The sequence below is a fragment of the Paractinoplanes durhamensis genome, from assembly GCF_016862175.1.
Taxonomy (GTDB): Bacteria; Actinomycetota; Actinomycetes; order Mycobacteriales; family Micromonosporaceae; genus Actinoplanes; species Actinoplanes durhamensis.
In genome coordinates, this window is sequence record NZ_BOML01000012.1 from 153,161 (window position 1) to 175,383 (window position 22,223).

At 70.9% G+C, this 22,223-nt stretch carries 24 protein-coding genes; 8 read left to right on the plus strand and 16 right to left on the minus strand.

Annotated elements, in window-relative coordinates; translation table 11 throughout:
- Window positions 1-3: 3 nt before the first annotated feature.
- From Adu01nite_RS06555 to Adu01nite_RS06570, 4 genes are read right to left on the minus strand one after another with little or no spacing between them, the layout of a single operon-like run.
- Entirely contained in the window at window positions 4-774 is a 771-nt protein-coding gene (locus Adu01nite_RS06555) for a class I SAM-dependent methyltransferase (protein ID WP_239132179.1), read from the minus strand.
- Window positions 775-784: 10 nt separating this feature from the next.
- On the minus strand, window positions 785-1,585 hold the full coding sequence (locus Adu01nite_RS06560; protein WP_203725610.1) for an alpha/beta fold hydrolase: 801 nt from the start codon (window positions 1,583-1,585) through the stop codon (window positions 785-787).
- 3 nt (window positions 1,586-1,588) lie between these two features.
- Window positions 1,589-2,281 carry an SRPBCC family protein gene (locus tag Adu01nite_RS06565; RefSeq protein ID WP_203725611.1) on the minus strand — a complete coding sequence of 231 codons (693 nt, stop codon included), beginning with the start codon at window positions 2,279-2,281 and terminating at the stop codon, window positions 1,589-1,591.
- Window positions 2,274-2,867: an ArsR/SmtB family transcription factor gene (locus Adu01nite_RS06570; RefSeq protein WP_203725612.1), complete on the minus strand. Its 594-nt coding sequence runs from the start codon at window positions 2,865-2,867 to the stop codon at window positions 2,274-2,276. Before Adu01nite_RS06570 ends, Adu01nite_RS06565 begins: the two co-directional genes overlap by 8 nt.
- 52 nt (window positions 2,868-2,919) lie before the next feature.
- Here Adu01nite_RS06570 and Adu01nite_RS06575 point away from each other — a divergent pair, with 52 nt between their 5' ends.
- The 4 genes from Adu01nite_RS06575 (at window position 2,920) to Adu01nite_RS06590 (ending at window position 7,170) form a co-directional block, all read left to right on the plus strand.
- On the plus strand, window positions 2,920-3,963 hold the full coding sequence (locus Adu01nite_RS06575; protein WP_275414620.1) for a phosphotransferase: 1,044 nt from the start codon (window positions 2,920-2,922) through the stop codon (window positions 3,961-3,963).
- Window positions 3,964-4,158: 195 nt separating this feature from the next.
- Window positions 4,159-4,743 (plus strand): dihydrofolate reductase family protein, encoded by a 585-nt coding sequence (locus tag Adu01nite_RS06580; RefSeq protein WP_203725613.1) that lies wholly within the window; start codon window positions 4,159-4,161, stop codon window positions 4,741-4,743.
- A gap of 545 nt (window positions 4,744-5,288) precedes the next feature.
- Window positions 5,289-6,455, plus strand: coding sequence for a coiled-coil domain-containing protein (locus Adu01nite_RS06585; protein ID WP_203725614.1), 1,167 nt, complete (start codon window positions 5,289-5,291; stop codon window positions 6,453-6,455).
- A 376-nt stretch (window positions 6,456-6,831) separates the two neighbouring features.
- Entirely contained in the window at window positions 6,832-7,170 is a 339-nt protein-coding gene (locus Adu01nite_RS06590; protein WP_020517072.1) for an RNA polymerase-binding protein RbpA, read from the plus strand.
- 78 nt (window positions 7,171-7,248) lie between these two features.
- Here Adu01nite_RS06590 and Adu01nite_RS06595 read toward each other — a convergent pair whose 3' ends face one another.
- The 11 genes from Adu01nite_RS06595 to kdd all read right to left on the minus strand — a co-directional run bounded on the left by Adu01nite_RS06595 (window position 7,249) and on the right by kdd (window position 19,080).
- On the minus strand, window positions 7,249-7,776 hold the full coding sequence (locus Adu01nite_RS06595) for an FxsA family protein (RefSeq protein ID WP_203725615.1): 528 nt from the start codon (window positions 7,774-7,776) through the stop codon (window positions 7,249-7,251).
- A gap of 54 nt (window positions 7,777-7,830) precedes the next feature.
- Window positions 7,831-8,619: a polyprenol monophosphomannose synthase gene (locus tag Adu01nite_RS06600; RefSeq protein WP_239132180.1), complete on the minus strand. Its 789-nt coding sequence runs from the start codon at window positions 8,617-8,619 to the stop codon at window positions 7,831-7,833.
- The gene (gene lnt, locus Adu01nite_RS06605; RefSeq protein WP_203725659.1) at window positions 8,616-10,214 is read right to left on the minus strand and encodes an apolipoprotein N-acyltransferase; all 1,599 of its coding nucleotides are present in this window, start codon (window positions 10,212-10,214) and stop codon (window positions 8,616-8,618) included. Before lnt ends, Adu01nite_RS06600 begins: the two co-directional genes overlap by 4 nt.
- 452 nt (window positions 10,215-10,666) lie before the next feature.
- Window positions 10,667-11,932 (minus strand): glutamate mutase L, encoded by a 1,266-nt coding sequence (locus tag Adu01nite_RS06610; protein WP_203725617.1) that lies wholly within the window; start codon window positions 11,930-11,932, stop codon window positions 10,667-10,669.
- An 85-nt stretch (window positions 11,933-12,017) separates the two neighbouring features.
- Window positions 12,018-12,383 (minus strand): 3-aminobutyryl-CoA ammonia lyase, encoded by a 366-nt coding sequence (gene kal, locus Adu01nite_RS06615; RefSeq protein ID WP_203725618.1) that lies wholly within the window; start codon window positions 12,381-12,383, stop codon window positions 12,018-12,020.
- Window positions 12,380-13,120: a lysine 5,6-aminomutase subunit beta gene (kamE, locus tag Adu01nite_RS06620; protein ID WP_203725619.1), complete on the minus strand. Its 741-nt coding sequence runs from the start codon at window positions 13,118-13,120 to the stop codon at window positions 12,380-12,382. Before kamE ends, kal begins: the two co-directional genes overlap by 4 nt.
- Entirely contained in the window at window positions 13,117-13,686 is a 570-nt protein-coding gene (locus Adu01nite_RS06625) for an RloB family protein (RefSeq protein ID WP_203725620.1), read from the minus strand. The genes kamE and Adu01nite_RS06625 overlap by 4 nt, the downstream gene beginning before the upstream one ends.
- A complete protein-coding gene (locus Adu01nite_RS06630; protein WP_203725621.1) occupies window positions 13,673-14,875 on the minus strand; it encodes an AAA family ATPase in 1,203 nt (400 codons plus the stop codon). Before Adu01nite_RS06630 ends, Adu01nite_RS06625 begins: the two co-directional genes overlap by 14 nt.
- A gap of 69 nt (window positions 14,876-14,944) precedes the next feature.
- A complete protein-coding gene (kamD, locus tag Adu01nite_RS06635; RefSeq protein ID WP_203725622.1) occupies window positions 14,945-16,504 on the minus strand; it encodes a lysine 5,6-aminomutase subunit alpha in 1,560 nt (519 codons plus the stop codon).
- Between the two features lie 12 nt (window positions 16,505-16,516).
- The gene (locus Adu01nite_RS06640; RefSeq protein WP_203725623.1) at window positions 16,517-18,055 is read right to left on the minus strand and encodes an amidohydrolase; all 1,539 of its coding nucleotides are present in this window, start codon (window positions 18,053-18,055) and stop codon (window positions 16,517-16,519) included.
- A gap of 5 nt (window positions 18,056-18,060) precedes the next feature.
- Window positions 18,061-19,080: an L-erythro-3,5-diaminohexanoate dehydrogenase gene (kdd, locus tag Adu01nite_RS06645; RefSeq protein ID WP_203725624.1), complete on the minus strand. Its 1,020-nt coding sequence runs from the start codon at window positions 19,078-19,080 to the stop codon at window positions 18,061-18,063.
- Window positions 19,081-19,218: 138 nt separating this feature from the next.
- Here kdd and Adu01nite_RS06650 point away from each other — a divergent pair, with 138 nt between their 5' ends.
- Window positions 19,219-20,577 carry a KamA family radical SAM protein gene (locus Adu01nite_RS06650; RefSeq protein ID WP_203725625.1) on the plus strand — a complete coding sequence of 453 codons (1,359 nt, stop codon included), beginning with the start codon at window positions 19,219-19,221 and terminating at the stop codon, window positions 20,575-20,577.
- Window positions 20,578-20,643: 66 nt separating this feature from the next.
- On the opposite strand, the gene Adu01nite_RS06655 is transcribed toward Adu01nite_RS06650, so the two are convergent.
- On the minus strand, window positions 20,644-20,835 hold the full coding sequence (locus tag Adu01nite_RS06655; protein ID WP_203725626.1) for a CsbD family protein: 192 nt from the start codon (window positions 20,833-20,835) through the stop codon (window positions 20,644-20,646).
- A gap of 122 nt (window positions 20,836-20,957) precedes the next feature.
- Here Adu01nite_RS06655 and Adu01nite_RS06660 point away from each other — a divergent pair, with 122 nt between their 5' ends.
- Genes Adu01nite_RS06660 through Adu01nite_RS06670 form a run of 3 tightly spaced genes read left to right on the plus strand, consistent with a single transcriptional unit; the run spans window position 20,958 to window position 22,087 of the window.
- The gene (locus Adu01nite_RS06660) at window positions 20,958-21,674 is read left to right on the plus strand and encodes a class I SAM-dependent methyltransferase (RefSeq protein ID WP_203725627.1); all 717 of its coding nucleotides are present in this window, start codon (window positions 20,958-20,960) and stop codon (window positions 21,672-21,674) included.
- 7 nt (window positions 21,675-21,681) lie between these two features.
- Window positions 21,682-21,864, plus strand: coding sequence for a hypothetical protein (locus tag Adu01nite_RS06665; protein ID WP_203725628.1), 183 nt, complete (start codon window positions 21,682-21,684; stop codon window positions 21,862-21,864).
- Entirely contained in the window at window positions 21,833-22,087 is a 255-nt protein-coding gene (locus Adu01nite_RS06670) for a zinc-binding dehydrogenase (protein WP_203725629.1), read from the plus strand. Before Adu01nite_RS06665 ends, Adu01nite_RS06670 begins: the two co-directional genes overlap by 32 nt.
- Window positions 22,088-22,223: the final 136 nt, after the last annotated feature.

Consider the following 22,223-nt stretch of genomic DNA (forward strand, 5'->3'; position numbering starts at 1 on the left):
GCCTCACCCGCGCCCGGCCGCCGCGGTGATCAGCACCGTGTGCTTCCGGACCCGGAAGACACCGTCCGCGGCGATCCGCTCCTCGACGATCGCCCGCGCCGCCGCCAGCTCCCCATCGCTCAGCGGGGACAGGGCCATGCTGCCCAGGTAGGCCAGGACCGGCCCGGCGTCCGGCACCGCCAGATCCCCCGGGAACTCCTCCACCCGCACATCCTGGAACGCCGCGGCGACCAGGCCGGGGCCGCTCTCCGCGGTGAAGTCGCTGACCGAGCGGCCCAGCATGATGTCGGGGCGGCCGATCCGCGTACCCAACTCGGTGATCTCCCGCATGTGCCCGCCGCCGTTCGTGGCCACCGCGAGGCGGCCGCCGGGCCGCGAGACCCGGGCGAACTCCCGCAGCACCGCCGCCGGGTCGTCGACGTGGTAGAGCATGTGGTTGGCGATCACCATGTCGAAACTGCCGTCCGCGAACGGCAACGCCCCCGCGTCGCACCGGTGCACCGACGCCCCCGCGACACCCGCCAGCCGGTCGCACATCGCCGGCGAGGAATCCACCAGGGTCAGATCCACGCCGCCGTGATCGAGATGCCGCCACAACTCCCCCGTGCCGGCCCCCACCTCCAGGACCCGGCCGGCCGGTGACAGCCGCCCGGCCAGCCACGAGAACCACGTCTGCGGGTTCGTGCCGTAGGAGTGCAACGCCATCCGCGCGGTCAGATTGCCGGTGGAGCTCGCATACTGCTGCTCGGCGCGCGCCGAAGGTGTCGTCGTCACCGCCCGGATGCTAGCGAGGCACCGCCAGGAACTCCGTCACCGCCGGCGCCAGCACCGCCGGCTTCACGATGTGCGTCTGCCCCGGCAAGGTGCGGTAGTCGCCCTTCGCCAGCGCCTCGCTCCACGCCCGCGTCCCGTTGCGCATGTACGCCGGGCTCTTCCCGCCGTCCATCACCAGCGCCGGCACCGTCACCCCCGCCCACCGCGCCGCATCCAGGGGTTTCCCGCGCCCGGTGTCCCCGAGGATCCGCAGGTCGTACGGCAGCGTGTGCGCCACCGCCGTGATCTTCCGCCACGGCGGCATCAACGGCATCACCGCCACCACGAACCCGGGCACCCCCACATGCTTCATGAACTTCTTCACCGCACCCGCCCGGTCACCGCGCGCCAGCAACGCCTCGGTGTCCGCGGTGAACGTCGCCTCCCGCGGCTCCCGGGTGCCGTCGACGATGAACGGCGGCTCATAGAGAACAACCCGGGTGATCCCCGGCAACCGGTTCGCGGCATCCGCGGCCAGCACCGCCCCCGACGACACCCCGAGCACCGGCGCCTCTCCACCCGCGGCGGCCAGCACCGCCGCGACATCCTCGATCTCCCACTCCACCGACCACGGCAGCGTGTCACCGCTCCCGCCACGCCCCCGACGGTCATACAGGTACACGGTGAAACTGTCGGCCAGCGCCGCCGCGATCCCCCGGGACGGCCCGCTGTCGCGATAACACATGGCGCCGTCGACGAAGATCAACGCCGGGCCCGACCCGACCGTCTCGTAAGCGATCACGGTGCCGTCGGCAGAGGTCACGGAAGGCATGATTCAGGTCCCTTCACGGAGAAACGCGGCCCAATCGGTCGGATCGTCGCCGAACAACTCATGGCTGACGACCATCGCCCCATGGAAACCCCGCAAAAACCGATAGAAGCCGATTGATGTACGCACCCCCAGCGTGTGCGCATTCACGAAGAACACCTCACCGCCCGCCGCCGGGTCACCGATCCGCGGCGACGGTCCGACGCCGAGCTTCTTGTACAGCGCGGCCCACGCGGCCGGCCAGTCCGCGACCGGCGGCCCGAACACGGTCACCGGCGTCGCCGCCCGCCCCGGGAAGAACCGCAAATACTCCACCAGGGTCGCGAAGAACATCGCGTTGCCCCACTGCATCGCCTCGAACTCGCCGGCCCAGTCATCCCCCGGCAGGAACCCGCTGTTGACCACCCGCAGCACCGTCGCCGACCGGTCCCGGCCCTCGATCAGGAACTCGTTCGCCACGAACCGCCCGTCCGCCGCCGGCGCACCCCCGAACGCGAAATGCCGCGGCTCGTCCCGGCTGGTCACCGTGCCCGCCGGGATCCACCCGTCGCCGAAATCGGTGCGCACCACATCCCCGTCGACCTCGGTGCGCCCCACGAACCACGAGGTGATCCCCGGCCCGGTCGCGATCGCCGCCCACACCTGCTCCGGGGTGGCCTCGACGACCGCCTCGTGCCGGGACTCGAATTCCTTACCCATCCGAACGCTCCGAAAGAGAATCGGTGGCCGGGTGCACCGCCACCACCAGTCGATGCTTACGGCCGTCCGCGCTGTGGTATTTCGCCAGCAGCTGCGTCACCGACGCGGTCAGCTCCTCGGCGAACGCCGCCCGGTCGGCCGGCGACGCGAACCGGACCTCCCCGTCCATCGCATACGTCGCGACCCGCTGCTTCGCCTGCCCCGCCCCGGTGATCAACGACCCGACATCCCGGACCAGCCGCCCCGCCAGGGCGAGGAGCCAGCGCGCCGACAACCGGTCCGGCGCCCGACCCGGATCGGGCGCCACCGCCGCCATCGCCGCCGGGGAGATCACATACGACGCGGCCGTCGCCTGCATCAGCCGCTCCGTCACGTTGCCCTTACGGCGCTCCTCGACCAGCTCGATCAGCCCGTGCTGCTCGAGCGTCCGCAGATGGTAGTTGACCTTCTGCCGGGGCAGGCCGACCTTGCCGGCCAGCATCGTGGCCGACCCCGGCACCGCCAGCTCGGCCAGCAGCCGGCTGCGGATGGGGTCGAGACTGACCTCGGCGGCGGCCGGGTCCTCGATCACTGCGACGTCGTGCATGGCCCCACCCTCCCACCGACAAATAAATTTGTCCAGAGGTAAGATCAGCCCCGTGACAACGGGGATCGAACACCTCCTGCAACCCGGCTGGACCGCCGACGAACTCACCCACAGCAAAGCCAACGAAGTCACCGGCGGCGTCTGGCGCATCCACCGCGACCACGACACCGCCATCCTCAAAATCGCCACCGCCCACCGCGACGGCGCCGCCCCGCACCTCGCCGCCAGCACCGACCCCGGCCACTTCAACTACTGGCGCCGCGAACCCGAGGCCTACGCCGCCGCCCTCCCCACCACCGCCTTCCCGACCATCAGCGCCCCACGCCTGCACGCCCTCGACGACCACGGCGACCACATCGCCATGTGGCTCGAAGACGTCCACGGCACCCCCGGCCGGCACAGCACCCCCACCCAGCTCGCCGACCTCGCCCACCGCCTCGGCACCGCCCAGGCCACCCACCTCGGCAACCCACCCGCCGCCCCCTGGTTCCCCCGCGACTGGCTACGCGACTACACCCTCGCCCAGCCCCACACCACCGACCCCGACTTCGACCACCCGGTCGCCGTCGCCACCTGGCCACCCGCCCTCCGCCAAGCCCTGCACCGCCTCTGGACCCACCGCCACGACCTGCTCGCCCTCGCCGACCAACTCCCCCGCACCCTCTGCCACCACGACGTCTGGCCGATGAACGTCATCCACACCGACCACGGCCCCGCCCTGCTCGACTGGTCCTTCCCCGGCCCCGGCGCCATCGGCGAGGACGCCGCCAACCTCGCCCTCGACACCTTCTTCGACGGCCTCATCGACCTCACCCACCTCGACGAGGTCCTCACCACCGTCACCACCGCCTACGCCGACGGCATGGCCGGCGCCCTCGACCCGGCCCTGGTCACCCACGCCATCAAGACCACCGGGGCCGCCAAATACTTCTGGCTGGCCCCCGTGATGCTGATGCGAGCCGAAACCCCCCGCCCCGGCAAAGCCGCCTACGACACCCGCGACCTCGAAGCCACCTTCACCGGCCGCGCCCCCGTCCTGGCCGTAGCAGCCCGATGGGCCGACGAAGCCCTGACCCAGTCCCCGATCGCCTGGTAACGACCCACCTCAGGCCGAAACCGGCTTTTCGCATCCGAGCGGCACCAGGACCCCGCTACACCGGCCGCGGTCACCGTGCGGCACGGCCAGGGCCAGCGGCACCCGAAGAGACTGCGGACGCAGATCGCGCACCGATGAGATTTCCACGCCGCGCCGGTCTGTACGGATGAGATCGACTTACGAGAGGCTGGCAGGATGCGGAAACTGACCTTCGGCATGAATGTGACCCTGGACGGCTACATCGCCGCACCCGGCGACGACCTCGGCTGGAGCGGAGGCGACGGACCGGACGAATCGGCGAACGACGAGCTCTTCCAGTGGTGGTCCGACCGGGTGGCCGCGACGGCGACGGCGCTCTACGGCCGCAAGCTGTGGGAGGCGATGAGCTCCCACTGGCCGACCGCCGACCAGCGGCCCGGCGCCACCAAGGCCGAGATCGACTACGCCCGCCGCTGGCGCGACATGCCGAAGGTCGTGTTCTCCTCCACGATCGACAAGGTCGACTGGAACACCCGCCTCGTCAGCGGCGACCCGGTCGCCGAGATCACCCGCCTCAAGACCGAGAACGCCGGCCCGATGGACGTCGTCGGCGCAACACTCGCCGCGGCCGCCATGAGGGCCGGCCTGATCGACGAGTACGTCCTGGTCACCCACCCGGTCCTGGTCGGCGCAGGCACGCCGTTCTTCACCGCACTGGACAGCTGGGTGAAGCTGAGCCTGGTCGAGACCCGGACCTTCCCCGGCGGCATCCTGCTGACCCGCTACGAGACAAGACGATAAGCACGCGGTCGACCGCCGCGGCGACACACCGCCGGTCCTCGTAGCCCCACGGACAGAGCCCCACCCTGGGCACCGCGCCCTCAACCGTCCAGATCGCGGTGCCCAGGCTCGGGCAGCATCACGAAGCGCGGATCGTCGCGCAGCAGGACGTCAGCCGTCGAGGTCGTCACGCCCGCGGGCGTCCGAATACGACGTCACCGCGCGCACCCCGTCATTCGAGAGCCCGCCGGTGGCGAGGCTCCGCCGGTCGAGCCGGCGACCGAGTCATTCGAGAGCGCGCCCGCGGCGAGGCTCCGCCGGTCGAGCCGGCGACCGACTAGCCGCTCGCCCGACCCCCACCCCGACGACGCCGTCCCCGAAAGCACGGCCGCCCGGAAATCAAAAGGTGGCTGGTCGTTGATTCCTTTTTGGTTTGTTGGGTTCGAGCGTGCCCGAGTGGCGTAGCGCACGTCGCGTAGAGCGTCCTAGGATGATACCGCCGGGGGAAATTTGTGCCGGTGTGGTGGCGTGGCTCGGGCGGTCGGCGCCCCTAGGGTGAGCAGGCGATGAGCGACAACGACGCCACCCTGGAGAACCGTCCCTGCGCCCACTGTGGACGCCCCGTCCCGCAGCGGTCCTCGGCCGGACGGCCGTTCCGGTACTGCCGGGACAACGACGGCGAGTGCCAGCGCGCCTCCCGCAACACCCGGATGCGGCACCGCTCCTCGCCCGGCCTGGCCGGGCAGGTGGCCCGCACCTGGGAGGTGGTCGACCGGCTCGACACGCTCGTCGAGACCCTCACCGACGCGCTGCACTCCGAGCTCTCCCCCGCCGGAGTGGAACGCCAGCTGGCCGAGCTGCGCGCCGAGACGTCCGGGCAGATCGCCGCCGCCCACACCGAACGCGACGACGCCCGCCGCGACGCCGAACGGGCCGACGGTGCGGTCGCCACCGCCCAGCAGCTGACCGCGGCCGCCGCCGCCGAACGCGACGAGTCCGCCCAGCGCGCCGAGGAGGCCGAGCGCCGGGCCACCGCCGCCGTGCAGGCCGCCGAGGAGGCCACCGCCCTGCGCGACGAGGCCCGCCGCGAGGCCACCGCCGCGGCCGCCCTGCGGGAGCGGGCCGAGGCCGAGCGCGACACGGCCCGCACCGAGTTGGCCGCCGAGCGCGACACCGCCCGCGAGGAGCTGGCCGCCGCCCGGGAGTCGGCCCGCGACGAACTGGCCACGGTGCGCGGGGAGTTGCAGGACGTGCGCCGCGAACGGGACAGCATCGAACGGGACCTGGCCGGGTCGGTGCGGGAGGCGCAGAACGCCACCGCCCGCGCCGACGAGTTGCGCCAGGTGTCCGACGACCTGAAGGCGGCGCAACGGGATCTCACCGAGCAGCTCACCGCCGTACGCCAGGAAGCCGCCACCGCACACACCCGGGCCGAGGTGGAGATCGCGCAGGTCCGGCAGGACCTGGCGGCGGCCGCCGCCGAACGCGACGCCGCCACCCGGGCCCGCGACGACCTGCAGCGCACCGCCGACCGCGCCGGGCAGGACGTCGCCGACCTGGAACGCCGCCTCGCCGCTGCCCGCGCCGAGGCGGAAACCGCCCAGACCCGCGCCGCCCAGCTCTCCACCCAGGTGAGCGATCTGGCGTCGGCCCTGGCATCGCTGGGCACCCGCCCGGCACCGGCCCAGCCGACCCGCGCCGGCACGCCCGAGACGGCCCCCGCCGCCGGATGAGTGCTTATTCTCACTGCGGGGCAGCGCTTCCGCACCACCAAGGTGGACAATCTCCGGGCTGCACTCCGCTCAGTTCCGGCAAACGCCGGACGAATAGCTCCGGGCAGGAAGCGAAACAGGGCGACGGATTGCCCGGTTAACCCAACGAGTGACCGACATCGCACCACCTGCAGAACACGCATAACACCGTAAAGTGGACCAAGGTCCACTTCGTCGGGGGCGGCCGATGCCCGGTAAGGGCCGATGCCGGTTACGCTCGTAGCGTTAACACCACCGTCACAACGGTGGGCCATAGCCTCGGCGACCGTGGAATCCCGCGGCCGTCCCTTTCGTTACACCAACGAGAGCAGCACCACGAGCGAGGGGAAAGCCAATCATGGGCGAACGCATGCTGCGCGGCAGCCGTCTTGGCGCAGTCAGCTACGAGTCCGACCGCAACACCGAGCTGGCGCCCCGGCAGACCCGAGAGTACCTGTGCGTCAAGGGTCACCAGTTCGAGGTGCCGTTCGCCGTCGACGCCGAGGTGCCCACCACCTGGGAGTGCAAGTTCGACGGCAGCGTCGCCCGTCTGGTGGACGGCAGCGAGCCCGAGCAGAAGAAGGCGAAGCCGCCGCGCACCCACTGGGACATGCTCCTGGAGCGCCGGTCGATCTCGGAACTCGAGGACATCCTCAACGAGCGGCTCCAGGAGGTTCGCACCCGACGGGGCCGTTGATCACGAAGCACCGACAGCGAAGGCCGACCCGCTCCGGGTCGGCCTTCGTGCATTTCCGTGCCCTCGCCCCGGGAGGCCTCAGCGGATGACTTCGCCCTCCACGACCTCGCCCTCGATGGCGGCGGCCGGCACCGACGGGGCGTGCACGGGGGTGTCGTCGTGCTCGACGACCACGACCGGCTCACCGCGGCGGACCTTCACCCGGCGCGGCCCGAACAGGTCACCGGCGACGGCGGCGCCGACCCGGCGCTCGGTGTACCGCTCGATCGTCTTCCGCGCGACCGGCCGGCCGATCAGCAGGAGCAGACCGGCGACCGAGGTGATGAAACCGGGGATGGCCAGCAGCAGCGCACCGGCGAGCCCGGCGAGCGAGTTGGCAACCTGCGCGCCCGGCGGCCGGCCCTCGGCGGCGGCGGCCCGGAAGGCCCGCCACCCCTTGATGCCCTCGCGGCGCAGCAGCAGCATGCCGGCGATCTCACCGACCGCGAGAGCCAGCAGGGTCCAGGCGCCGCCGATCAGGTGCACGACGCTGATGAAAACGGCGATCTCGGCGATCGCGAGCACGGCGAGCCCCAACGGCAGCAGGGCTATTCCTCGACGTTGCATGCTGTCCTCCGGGGGTCATGCCTTCTCGATCCAGCATGACACGCCGGTGCCCGCTCACGGCCAGGTGGAACCCTGCTTCGGCGTGCGGCCGAGGCGGTTCATCAATGCGGCCCGGCGCGACTGCAGACCCCAGATGGTGACCCTGAGCAGCTGTTCCTTGAAAATGTTGCCGCTCATCTTGCTGACGCCGTGTTCGCGCTCGGTGAACGTGATGGGCACCTCAGCCATCCGGAAGCCGTTCTTGTAGCTGCGCCAGGCCAGCTCGACCTGGAACGAATAGCCGGTGGAGGCGATGGTGTCGACGTTGATCGCGTCGAGCACCGGCATCCGGTAGGCGCGGTAGCCGCCGGTGGCGTCCCGGAACGGCATGCCCAGGGCCATCCGGATGTAGATGTTGCCGCCGCGGGAGAGCAGCAGCCGGTGCATCGGCCAGTTGTGCACACTGCCGCCGGGGATGTAGCGGGTGCCGAGGACGGCGTCGGTGTCGCGCAGCGCGTCGAGCAGCTTGGTCAGCTCCTCGGGGGCGTGCGAGCCGTCCGCGTCCATCTCGACGACCGCGTCGTACCCCTTGTTCTTGGCCCAGGCGAAGCCGGCCTTGTAGGCGGCGCCGAGGCCTTCCTTGCCCTGCCGGTGCAGCACGAAGATGTGGTCGTCGGCCACCGCGAGCTCGTCGGCGATGGTGCCGGTGCCGTCGGGTGAGTTGTCGTCCGTCACGAGGATGTCGATCGACGGCACGGCGCTGCGCACCCGGCCGGTGATCTTGCGGATGTTGTCCGCCTCGTTGTACGTCGGGATGACCACGAGGACCCGTCCAACTCCCGGGTAGCCTTCCGCCTCGCTCACCGTGCCTCCGCCTTCTCTTCCCCGTTGTTTCCGCTGGTGCGCCGGTTGCGCCGCAGCAGAAATGCCCCGGCCAGGGCCACCGCCGTCAATGCGACGGCCGCGATCTCGGGCCATACGCCCAAGCGAGTCGCTAGCGTACGCGACCCGTCCAGGTGCATGTCGCGCACCATGACCGATGCTTCATTGAAGCCGCTCTCGTCGTGCACGGCACCGTCGGTGCCGACAAATGCGGAAACTCCGACCGTCGACGCCATCAGTGATTCCCGGCCGTGCTCGACGGCGCGCAGCCGCACCATGGCGAGCTGCTGGCGGGCCTCGGCGGCGTTGAAGGTGGCGTTGTTGGTCTGCACGGCGAGGATCTGCGCGCCGCCGGTGACGGTGTCGCGGACGATGCCGTCGTAGGCGACCTCGAAGCAGATCACGTCGCCGAGGGTGAGCCCGGCGGTGCGGATGATGCCGGTGTGGTCGCCGGCGAGCATGTTGCGGACCAGGTCGACCTTGTCGCTGACGAGCCGGGCGACCGAGCGCATCGGCATGTACTCGGCGAACGGCACCGGGTGCTGCTTGATGTAGGTCTGGTCGAGGTCGGGGCCGGTGGCCGGGTTCCACAGGATGCCGGCGTTCTTGATGTCGGCCGGGTTGTCGGTGCGCAGGACCGCGCCGACCAGGATGGGCGCGCCGATCGCGTCGGCGGCGCCGGCGATCACCTGGGCGGCGTCCTGGTTGAGCAGCGGGTCGATGTCGCTGGAGTTCTCCGGCCAGATCACCAGGTCGGGCTGCTTCTGGGTGCCCGCCTTGACCTCGGCCGCCAATTGCAGGGTGGCTTTGGCGTGGTTGTCGAGGACGGCGCGGCGCTGGGCGTTGAAGTCGAGGCCGAGGCGCGGCACGTTGCCCTGCACGATCGCGACGACCTTGGTGGTGCCGCCCTGACCGGCGAGCGGGAGGGCGGCGGGCGCCACGGCGAGGGCGGCGAGGGCCGCCAGATAGCCGAGGCCGCGCCGGGACGGCCGCTGCCATAGGAGAGCAGCCAGGCAGCCACCGGCGGCGGCCACGGCGAACGTGACGAGCGGCGCGCCGCCGTACGCGGCGAGGCGCAGGCTGGGGGCGTCGCCCTGGCTGAAGGCGAGCCGCCCCCAGGGGAAGCCGCCGAACGGGGCCCGGTCGCGCAGCGCCTCCTGGGTGACCCAGAGCAGGCCGAGCAGCGGCGGCCACAGGTAGCGGCGGCGGTCGAGCATCGGTGACAGCCAGGCGGTGGCCAGCCCGGTCAGCCCCACGTAGACCGCCTCGGCCAGCGACAGCAGCGCCCAGGGTGCCCAGCCGGCGGCGAAACTCGTCCAGTTGAGCAGGGGGAAGAACAGCACGACGCCGGCCAGGAAGCCGAGGCCGAAACCGGCCCGCAGGCGGCGCCGGTGGGTGGCCACGCCGAGCAGCGCGACCCCGGCCGGGGACAGCCACCACAGGTCGTAGGGCGGCAGGGCCAGCAGCAGCGCCACCCCGGCGAGCAGCGCGAGGGGCAGGGCGAGTTTCAGCCGCAGCGGTGCGGGGCCGTCGCCGGGTGCGCTGACCTGGGGCGCGGCCGGTGGCTGCAGCGTCATTTCCACCCGCGGAAGGCTACCGGGCCGCACCCCCACGCGGAACTGCGGGAACGGAGAAGGCGCGGCCGTGATGGCCGCGCCTCGGGTGCTCTCCGTGCTCCCGGGCACGGGCGGTGGGTCAGCGGGTGGTCACCTGCGCCTTCGTTCCGAGTCACCGGGGACTGGCTGCCCCCGCCGAGCCGTTGTCTACTGGCGCCGTCACGACCCCCTGCCCCACCGACGGTGCGATCGGTCCGCTGCCGCCCCGCCGACCCCCTCCCACTGGACCTGGCTGAACGCGCGACCCCTGCGAGGACTGCGGCCAGTGGGTGGAGGAACGAAGTAGACATCGATCGCGTGCCGTGCTCAGGACTCGAAGACGGTACGTCCGGCCCCCGGCACGCTGTCAACCGCCTCCCCCGCCCTCTGGCGTGTCGCGTTGTTCGGCGTGTCATGTCCCGTACCCGATCGGGTTACAGCGTGTTCAGCAAACTGATCGCAGCGTGTCGATGATCGGCGGCCAGCAGGCCGGCGGCGGCGAGGACGTACTGCCGGTCGATCACCGTACGGGCTGTGGTCGGCGCGGCCCAGCCGCCGGCCGTGTCGGCGAGCACCGCGTCGAGGACGAAACCGCCGCCACCGTGGCGAAGTACCCCGCCGGAGCCGACGACGAGGCGCACGTCGCGCAGATCGCGGCCGCCGGTGCGGGGCTGCCCCGGTCCCGGAGAGTGACCGCGGGCGTGCCGGCGCAGGGCGATCATGGCGGCCGCGGCGGCGAGGGTGCGGTCACGCTCCGCCGACGGGCCGTTTCCGGGTACCGGAAGTGCCAATTTCTCGACTGTGGCGGCGGCCACAGTGCCGCCGGCACCGACAGCGACGCCGAGGTCACCCTCCACGGTCCGGGACCGCCACAGGGTACCGGCGACGTCGCGTTGCGGGCCGTTCTCGGCCTCGGCGTCCGGGACGAGCGCGGAGTAGACGTCGGTGGTGGCGCCGCCGACGTCGACGACCAGGACACCGGCACCGGTCAGGTCGGCGAGCAGCTCCACCCCGGCCAGGACGGCGTCGGGGGTGGCCGAGCGGACCAGGGCGGCGAACCGGCCGCCCGTCGACAGTTTCTTGCCGCCGATGACGTGCCGCAGGAAGACGTCGCGGATCGCGGCGCGGGCCGGGCCGGGGTCGAGGACGCCGATCCGCGGCAGGACGTTGGCGGTCACCGTGACCGGGATGCGGCGGCCGGTCAGCTCGGCGGCGGCCTCGGCGCGGGCGTCGGCGTTGCCGGCCACCACCACCGGCACCCGCAGCCGTCCGGTGGCCAGGCGATGCGCGTTGTGCAGCAGGGTCGCCGCGTCACCGCCGTCGGTGCCGCCGACCAGCAGGATCACGTCCGGCTTCGCCGCCCGCAGCGCGGCCACGGCGGCGCCGTCGAGCGGGCCGGCGGCGACGTGCACGACCTGGGCGCCGGCCGACAGCCCGACCCGGTGCCCGGCCTCGGCGGTGACCAGCGACTCGTAGCCGACGACGGCGAGCCTCAAACCGCCGCCTGCGCTGCTGCAGACGTACACCTCATCCCCGGCGGAGCCGCCGACGGCCGCGACGGCGGCATCCAGGCCGGCCAGGACGTCGCTCGCGGAAGTTGTCGGAACCTCGGCCCGGCCGGTCATCTCCCCGCTGGTGAGGTCGATGCGGGCGGCCTTGGTGTAGGTGGAGCCGACATCGACGCAGACGGCTGCGGTCATGCTGTGCCTTCCTTGTGCATGCCCTTCTGGCCCTCGCCTGCGACGCCGTTCTTCGGTGCCGCTGGGTGCCGCTCGGTGCAGGCGGTCACGCCTTGGGCGGGACGACGACCGTGCCGGTGGCGGTGACCGCGACGATCGGCTCGGCGAGGACCGTCGCCGAGGAGCCGCCGCTGCCCCGGCACACCACCGTCGACGCGAATGCGATCTTGCGGGAGCGGGTGCCCATCTTCACCACGGTCGCGGTGATCTCCAGGACGTCGCCGGCCTGCACGGGCGCCTTGAACTGGACGTCGTCGTAGGAGGCGAAAAGCCCTTCGTCGCCGTCGAGCTGCATGCACACCTCGGTGGCGACGTCACCGAACAGGCCGAGCGAGTAGGCGCCGTCGACGAGGTTGCCGGCGTAGTGGGCATGCGAGTACGGCACGTAGCGACGGTGCGTCACGGTGATCAATTCGAACTCTCGCTTCCGACGATGGCGTGCACGAGGTAGGAGGCCACCTCGCGCGGGGTGGTGCCGCGGGTGAAGATCCGGTCGACGCCCAGCTCGTCGGCCATCAGCTCGTCGAACCGGGGGCCGCCGACGATCAGCAGCGGCCGTTTGCCGGCCGGCAGCGCCTCCCGGAACGCCGCCGACATGGCCCGGGTGTTCTGCAGGTGGGCGTCGCGCTGGGTGACGACCTGGGAGACGAGGACGGCGTCGGCCTTCTGCGCCCGCGCGGTCTCCACCAGGTCGGGCACCGACACCTGCGCACCCATGTTGGTGACCGAGAGCTCCCGGTAGTACTCCAGGCCCTTCTCCCCCGCGATGCCCTTGAGGTTGAGGATGGCGTCGATCCCGACGGTGTGCGCGTCGGTGCCGATGCAGGCCCCCACGACGTTGAGCCGCCGCCGCAGCCGCCGCTTGATCACGGCGTTGACCTCTTTCGCGCTGAGCAGCGGAAAGTCCCGCTCGACGATCTGCACCTTCGCGGTGTCGACGAGGTGGTTGACCTTCCCGTAGACGACGAAGAAGGTGAACCCGTCCCCCATCTGCTTGGCGTGCACGAGCATCGCCGGGTCCATCCCCATCTTGGCGGCAAGCTGAAGAGCGGCCCCTTCGGCCCGCTTGTCATGCGCGACCGGCAGCGTGAACGACAGCTGCACCATCCCGTCGCCGGTGGTGTCCCCATAGGGCCGGATGATCGTCATTCTCTCTCCAGTACAGCGTTGACCAGCCGCCACACCCCGGTGGACGGGTTACGGCCGGGTTCGAGCTTCCGGGCCCGTTCGATCGCCCGGTCGAGGCCGCCGGCGAAGTCCCGGAAACTCAGGCGTGCCTTGTCGTAGGCGGACAGGCGTTTGCGGAGTTTGCGTTCGACGGCACCGCAGTCGGCGCAGTGCGCGGTGCATTCCTCGTGGTGCAGGAGCAACCAGAGTTCGAAGCACGGGTCGGAGACCGCGACGTTGATGCCGGACTTCTTGGCAACAGCGAGAGCGGCCGTCACCTTGCCGCCTTCGCGTTCGTAGTGGTCGACGTCGGTCATGCACCACACCTCGTCGTAGTCGGCTCGGGCAGCGAGCTGACGGGTGTGTTTGACAAGTTGGTCAGGCGCGCCGGGCTTCTCGACGATATTCACCGCCATGGCGGTGAAGTGGTCGCGCAGACCTTTGAGATAGGCGGTCTCGGTGCGTTCCGCGTCGATCACGATCAGAGCTGTTCGTTTGCGCTGACGGGGGATCCCGGCACGGCGACGGGGCGGTTCAGGCGGCGTCATCGAGTCTTCTCTCCAGGATCTGATCGACCATGGTGTCCTCGTAGACGACCGGCACCGCGCCGTAGCTGCCGGCCAGGTACCGGCGTTCCCGGTTCTCGCCCTTGCGCGGATGGAAGTCGGTGAGAGCGAACAGGGTTGACGCGCCGTCACGTTTCTCCACGAACCAGATCTCGTCCCGCTCGAGAACCTCCTCGTTGAGGTTGGTTCCGAGCAGGGCCGCATCGTGGGTGGTGAACAGCAGTTGAGCGCCGGAGGTGTTGATCTCGGGATGCCGGAAGAGTTCGAACAGCCGCACGGTCAGCCGCGGGTGGAGGCTGGCGTCGATCTCGTCGATCACCAGTACCGCTCCGCCGTTGATGGCGTCGAGGGCCAGGGCCGCCAACTCGGCCCACGCGAGCGTGCCGTCGGACTCGTCGGCCAGGTCGAGGGCAACACCTTCCGGTCCGTGCAGGAACTTCACCTCCGGCGACATTCGGCCTGATCCCGGTTCGGGTTCGACCACGGTCACGCCGGTGATGCCGAGGCCGGCCGCCTTGATCATGTTGACCATGTCGGGATGGTGTGCGACCGCGGCCGCAACGATGAACGGCAGCCGGACCAGACGGCTACCGGCCGCTTGCACGATGCCGGGCAGGATCAGGCCACGCCGGAACCATCGGTAGACCGGGTCGGCTTCCGCCTGGTTCAGCTGCACGGCGGTGCTCAGCAACAACGCATTGTCACGGAGGAGGCCACGGAGCACCTCGGCGCGACTGCGTCGTTCGGGCACCGTGGAACCCAGTTCGATCTTCTGGCCCTCGCGCTCGAAGATGACTCGTTTCCGTCCGTGCGGGTAGGTATGCAGCCACTCCTGCTGGACCGACTCGCTCGTCACCTCGAACCCGTAAGCCCACTGGACACCGTCGAGGATCAGGTCGACGGCAAAGGCCGACGGTTCGCCCTCGGCTCCGCCGAGCCGGTAGGGAACGCGCGGGACACCGGAGCCGGCTTCCCACACCCGGAACGAGTCGAGCACCGCCGACCGCATCCAGGAGAGAGCGTCGAGAATGTTGGACTTGCCGGAGGCATTGGCTCCGAACACCGCGGTCACCGGCACGACAGTGCCCCGCGCCTCGTACTGCGGCATCAGCAGAAGGGTCTGCTCCTCGCGCAGCGAACGATGATTGCTGACTCGAAAACTACGCAGCACTGAGTGCCTCCATGCGCCTTACCCGCTCTTTCGTGCAAGTAAAGCGCAGAAACTGCCTCCAGGCTGTCTTCAACGGGACTCCAGGGCCTCGGTCACCGGGTTGAAGTAGTCGTCGTCGTGCTTTGCTACGCCGTCGAGGCCCTTTCCCCGGTTCGCGGGGCGTTTCATGATGCCGAAGGTGCCGTCGGCGATCGCGTCGAGCAGGGTGTCGTCGACGATCTTCGCCAGCAGATCCACCGCCTCGGCCAGGACCTGGTGGCCTCGCTGCTGGATGAAACCGCCGGGGGCGGGGACGAAGTCCTCGTGCAGGTTTCCTGCTCCGGTCAGCACGTAGCGGACGTTCTGCAGGGCGATGTCGCGGTCCGACAACCACGGCGTCACCACGGCCTCGGTCATCATGCCGACCAGCAGGATGCCCTGGCCCGTGAGCGCACCCACCAGGTTGAAGAAACCGTCCAGGAGGTTGCCGCGGAACACGTCGCCGGTCATGTGCTTGGTCGGCGGCATCCACTTCAGCGGCGCGTCCGGGAACAGCTCGCGGGCCAGCAGGGCGTGTGCCAGCTCCAGGCGGAACGACTCCGGCAGCTCCGGGTTGATCTCGAAGGCGTGGCCCAGGCCCAGCTGCCAGTTCGCCAAGCCCGCCTCGTGCGCGAAGAACTCGTTGAGCAGCTGCGACACCGTCACCGTGTGGGCGGCCTCGACCGCGTCCGCGGTGGTCAGGTAGTTGTCCTCGCCGGTGTTGATGATGATGCCGGCGCGGGCGTGGACCTGACGGCTGAAGCGCTGGTCGACGAAGGTGCGGATCGGGTTGATGTCGCGGAACAGGATGCCGTACATCGAGTCGTTGAGCATCATGTCGAGGCGTTCCATGCCGGCCAGCGCGGCGATCTCCGGCATGCACAACCCGGACGCGTAGTTCGTGAGCCGCACGTAGCGGCCCAGCTCCTTCGACGTCTCGTCGAGCGCCGCCCGCATCAGCCGGAAGTTCTCCTGGGTGGCGTACGTGCCGGCGAAACCCTCCCGGGTGGCGCCCTCCGGCACGAAATCCAGCAGCGACTGGCCGGTCGACCGGATCACCGCGATCACGTCGGCGCCGGCCCGGGCGGCGGCCTGCGCCTGCGGGATGTCCTCGTAGATGTCGCCGGTCGCGACGATCAGATAGATCCACGGCCGCTGCTTCGGATCCCCGTACCGCTTGATCAGCCGGTCCCGCTCGGCGCGGCGCCGGTCGACAACCTTGAGGCCGTCGCCGGTCGCCCTTTTCGCCGCCCGCCGGGCCGTCTGGGCTTCCGCCTTCTTTTCCGGTACGCCGAACCGCACCGCCCCCGCCGCCGCCTTCTGGGCGAGGACGGTGATGTCGTCGACGCCGGTGGCCCGCATCGCGTGGAACACCGGCACCGCCACCCCGTGCCCCAGCCCGACGTCGGCGCGGACCGCGTCGACCAGCCGGTTCACCCAGGGGATGCCGTCGGAGTCGGCGCCGTGCACACCGGCCAGGCGCAGCACGGCCCGCTCCACCGACACCGTCGTGTGTGACCGGGCCAGGTCGACGACGGGCTGCCCGGCCCGGGCGGCCAGCCGCCGCGCCTTCGCCACGACCTGGGGATCCAGATTCAGCTTCCCGGTCACCCTCGCACTCCTCTACGCCTCGAAGATCGTTTCGCCGGACACGACCGTGCGCCGGCACACCGGCCGGGCCGGGACCACACCGTCGAGGTCGGCCAGCAACGCCGGCAGGCCCCCGTCGACACCGCCGGGGGTGTCCCACACCGCGAACGTGGCCTGCGCGCCCGGCGCCAGCACCCCGGCCCCGTCGACCCGGGCCGCCCGCCAGCCACCACGCGTGGACGCGGCGAACGCGGCCCGCACCGTCATCCGGTAGACCGGGTTGCGCGGGGCGGCCGCGGCCGCCACCACCGCCCACGGGTCGAGCGCCGTCACCGGCGAATCGGAGCCGAACGCCAGGGGCACCCCGACCGCGTGCATCGCGCCGATCGGGTTGCTGGCCAGGGCCCGCTCCACGCCGAGGCGCTGCGCGTACATCCGGTCGGTGCCGCCCCACAGGGCGTCGAAGACCGGCTGCACCGACGCGGTCACGTCGAACTCCACCATCCGGGCGATCATCGGCTTGTCGATCAGCTCGACGTGCTCGACCCGGTGCCCGGCCGCCCGGATCTCGTCCACCCCGACGGTCTTCGCGGCGATCGCGAAACCCTCCAGGACCGCCTCGATCGCGGCGTCGCCGATCGCGTGGAAACCGCCCTGCACGCCCACCCGCATGCACTGCAGGAGGTGCTCGGCGGCCTGCTCGGCGGTCACGAACGCCTCCCCGACACCGTGGTCGCCGTCGTGGTAGGCGTGCCGCACCGACGCCGTCCGCGAACCGAGGGCGCCGTCGGCGTACAGGTCGCCGGCCGCGCCGACCGCCCCCAGGTCCCGGGCCCGCTCGGCGCCGCCCAGCTCACCCCAGTAGCCGTAGACCAGCGGCAGGCCCTGCCCGGACAGCGCGAGCACCGACCGCAGGTCCTCCTCGCTGGAGGTGCCGGGGCCGGCGCATTCGTGCACCGCGGCGATCCCCATCGACGCCGCCTTGGTCAACGCCGTGCGCTGCGCCGCGGTCCGCTGTTCCGGGGTCAGGCTGCCCAGCGCCACCGCCCGTACCGCATGGTGGGCCTGCTCCCGCACCCAGCCGGACGCGTCGTACCCGGCAACTCCCTCGGCAGCACCCAGGAGTGAGGTCGACGCCAGGGCCGAGTGGACCGATGCCTGCGACAGGTAGGCGCGGCGGCCGCCGGCCGCATTCTCCAGCTCCGCCGCCGTCGGCGGCGTCTGGTCCGCCCAGGTCGACTCGTCCCAGCCGTGCCCGTGCACCACCCCGCCGGCCGGGCGGGTCGCGGCGAACGCGGCCACCCGGTCGAGCAGCTCGCCCGGCGAGCGGACCGCGGACAGGTCCAGGCCGTCGAACGCCAGGCCGGTGTCGGTGGCGTGCACATGCGCATCCACGAACGCGGGCGTGACCAGGGCGTTCTCCAGGTCGACGCGCTGGTCGGCGGCCGGCGCGTCACCGGTCTGCCCGAGCCAGGCGATCTTGCCGTCGCGGACCAGCATGGCGGTGGCCCGCGGGTCGGCGGCGGAGTAGAAGCGGCCGTTTCCGTAAAGAACCGAGGGGTGGTCTGTCATAGGGGTCAGTGTCCCGCGATCCGTGCCTCGAACAGCCGCCGGACCGCCGGGACACGACGGAGCAGATCGACGGCGAACTCGGCGTGACCGGGCACGTAACCGTTCCCGATGATCATCGTCACGTCGGCGGCCAGCCCCTCGGCGCCGAGCGCGGCCGCCGGGAAGCTGGTCGCCATCGAGAAGAAGATGACCGTGCCGCCGGGCGCGGTCGCCAGGATCGCGCCGTGCTCGCAGCCCGGCACGTCCACGCAGACCACCGTGATCGTCGCCGGGTCGCCGACCGCCTCGGCCACCGCGACCGGGTTGCGGGCGTCGGCGATCGCCACCGCATCGGCCAGGCCGGCCTCGCGGACCGACGCCGCCTCCGCCTCGTCCCGGACGATCGCGGTGGTGCGCGCCCCGGCCAGCCGGGCCGCGGCGAGGGACAGCGAGCCGCTCTTGCCGGCGCCGCCGAGCACGGTGACCGTCACATCCCGCTCGTACTCGCGGACGATCCGGTCGGTCAGCGCCGGGGCGCCGCACACGTCGTAGACGGCAAGGGCCAGCTCCGGTGCCAGATCGTCGGGGAGCACCCCGACCACGGAACGGCCGAACAGGATCGCCGTACCCTCCGCCGGAATTTGCTCGGATTTTCCGTCCCAGCCCGCCAGGGCGTCGGTGATCCGCAGCGGGGTCAGGGTCAGCGACACCAGCGTGGCGACCCGGTCCCCCGGCTTGAGGCCCAGCGGCGACTCCGAGCCGGCCTCCTCGACCACCCCGATCAGCATGCCGCCCGACCCGGTGACCGGATTGTGCATCTTGCCGCGCGTCCCGACGATCTCCAGGACCTCCGCGCGCACCGCCGCACCGTCCCCGCCGTGCTTCTCCGACAGCTGCCGGAAGCTCGCCGCGTCCAGGTTCAGCCGCTTCACCGCGATCCGCACCTCGTCGGCCGCGATCTCCGGGCTCGCATCGAGCCGCCACGCCGCCTGCGGCAGCACACCGGCCGGCTCGAGCACCCGCCGCAGACCCACAGAAGCTGACATGAACCCCACCCTCACCAAGAAATCAAGGCGCTCAGAACGTTGCTACACCGTAAATCCTACGGACACGAGGTTTCTAGACGAAAAAATATCCAGTACGTTGGAGCCCGGTCCGCAATGACGCAAACCAGGGAGGCATCGATGACCGCACCCGCCGGCCAGCCCTATGAGTACCAGCGCCGCCCCCTGGTCGAGCCCGACTGGACCCGCTTCCCCGGCTGGCGGACCGTCACCGCCGCCCAGTGGGAGTCCGCCCAGTGGCAGCGGGTCAACTGCGTCAAGAACATCAAGCAGTTGCGTACGGTCATGGGCGACCTGCTCGACGAGACGTTCTACGCCGACCTGGACGCCGACCAGCAGCGCCTGGCCACCATGTCGATGCTGATCCCGCCGCAGATGCTCAACACCATGGTGCCCGACCGCACCCCCGACACGGAGTCGTTCTACAACGACCCGGTCCGCCGCTACATGATCCCGGTCGCCACCGACCGTGACCTCGACTGGCCGTCACACCCGCACGCCAGCCGCGACTCCCTGCACGAGCACGACATGTGGGTCGCCGAGGGGCTCACCCACCGCTACCCCACCAAGGTCCTCGCCGAGCTGCTCTCCACCTGCCCGCAGTACTGCGGGCACTGCACCCGGATGGACCTGGTCGGCAACAGCACCCCCACCGTCGACAAGCTCAAACTGTCGCTCAAGCCGGTCGACCGCTACGACGCGCACCTCGCCTACCTGAAGGCCCACCCGGGCGTCCGCGACGTGGTCGTCTCCGGCGGGGACGTCGCCAACGTGCCGTGGAAACAGCTCGAGGCGTACCTCATGGGCCTTCTGTCCGTGCCCACCGTGCGCGACGTCCGGCTCGCCACCAAAGCCCTGATGGGTCTCCCCCAGCACTGGCTGCAGGACGACGTCGTCGAGGGCATGCAGCGGGTCGCCATCACCGCCCAGCGGCGCGGCGTCAACCTCGCCGTGCACACCCACGTCAACCACATGAACTCGCTGACCCCGCTCGTCGCCAAGGCCGTCCGCACGTTGCTGGAGGTCGGCGTCCGGGACGTCCGCAACCAGGGCGTCCTCATGCGGGGCGTCAACGCCACCACGGCCGACCTGCTCGACCTGTGCTTCGGGATGCAGGGCGAGGCCGGCATCCTGCCGTACTACTTCTACATGTGCGACATGATCCCCAACGCCGAGCACTGGCGGGTCCCGGTCTGGCACGCCCAGCAACTGCAGCACGACCTGATGGGCTACCTGCCCGGCTACGCCACCCCGCGGATCGTCTGCGACGTGCCGTTCGTCGGCAAGCGCTGGGTGCACATGCTCACCGAGTACGACCGGGAGCACGGCATCTCCTACTGGACCAAGAACTACCGCACGTCCATCGAGAAGGACGACGCCGAGGCGCTGTCCAAACTGCACGCCTACTACGACCCGATCGACACCCTGCCCGAGTCCGGGCAGGACTGGTGGCGCAAGCAGGTCGCCGACGAAGGCTGAATCCCCGGGGGTGAAGAAAGGGCCCCGGTTGCCCGGGGCCCTTTCTTCCGTATCTACTGCTCAGTCCTACTTGAAGGCGTCGCGGACATCCTTGCCGGCGTCCTTCACGTGCTCGGCCGCCTTACGGGCCTGCGCGCCGGTCTCCTGCGCCTCACCCTTGGCCACCAGGCTCTCGTTGTCGGTGGCGCGGCCCACGGCCTGCTTCGCCTTGCCGGACAGCTCGTCGGCCTCGTTCTTGACCTTGTCAGTGAAGCTCATTCGTCAACCCTCCAGGTGGTCGTTGCCTGACAGGGTGGTTCCCTCGGGGCTCCGGCTCGAAACAGTTACCGAAGCCACTCCCCGCAGAGCGTCCTAGGATACTGCGATATAAGATCTTTGTCGTGAACGATCACGCCAACTCGTTCGGATCCGCTGCCGCCGCCTACGAACGGGGCCGGCCCGGCTATCCGTCCGCCGCCCTCGACTGGCTCCTGCCCGCCGGCCTGCCCCGGGTCGTCGACCTGGGCGCCGGCACCGGGAAACTCACCCGCCAGATCCGCGACCGCGGACTGCCGGTCACCGCCGTCGAGCCGTCGCCGGGCATGCTCGACGAGCTGGCCCGGGCTGTGCCCGGGGTGCCGGCCGTGCGCGGCTCCGCCGAGGACATCCCGCTGCCCGACGACTCCGCCGACGTCGTGCTGGTCGCGCAGGCCTGGCACTGGGTCGACCCGGAGCGGGCCGCGCCGGAGATCGCCCGGGTCCTCGCCCCCGGCGGCCGCCTCGGCCTGATCTGGAACCTGCGCGACGAACGCACCGACTGGGTCCGCCGGGTCGGCGAGATCATCGGCAACCAGGAACTCGACCGGTCCACGGTGGTCGGCGCGCCGTTCGGCCCGATCGAGGTGGCGCACTTCGAGTGGGTCGAGACCCTCGGCCCCGACCGCCTCATCGACATGGTCGCCTCGCGCAGCGCCATCATTCTCCTGTCACCGGTCGAGCGGGCCGCCGTCCTCAACGAGGTCCGCCGCCTGGCCGCCACCCACCCCCAGCTGGTCGGGCGCACCGAGTTCGCCCTGCCCTACATCGCCGAGTGCGCCCGCGCCGACCTGCCACGCTGACACCGCGTTGCCGGCACCGATCGGCGGCGAGATCGCCGGCGAGGTGATCGCGATCGGCCTCGGTCCCGGGCCCGCGCCCGAGTTCGAGCTCGGCGAGCGGGTCACCGGGCTGTCGTTCACCGGGTCCTACGCGGAGGTGGTCACCGTTCCGGCCGGGCTTGTCCGGCGGTGGCACGGTCGACGCCCATGAGCTGCTGGCCGGCAGCCGGACGATCACCGGGTTCACGGTGTCCCGGTTCGCCGCGAGCCGGCCCGACCGCTACCGGCAACACGGTGACGAGCTGTGGGAACTCGCCCGGGCCGGGCGGCTGCGGCCGGTCGTCGACGCCGAGCTCCCGCTCGCCGAGGCGGCCGCAGCCCATCGCATCATCGAGTCCCGGGCGAATATGGGAAAGGTTCTTCTCCGTCCGTGATTGCCGCAGATTGTGGGCGCGGACCATCGGTATTTCGGACAGTTGTGATGGGGGAAAGCACTACCTCAATGCAGTTTCGCGAAAAGGTTCCATTGCGGATGATTGCCCATCGTAAAGCGATCGCTGATCTCTTTTC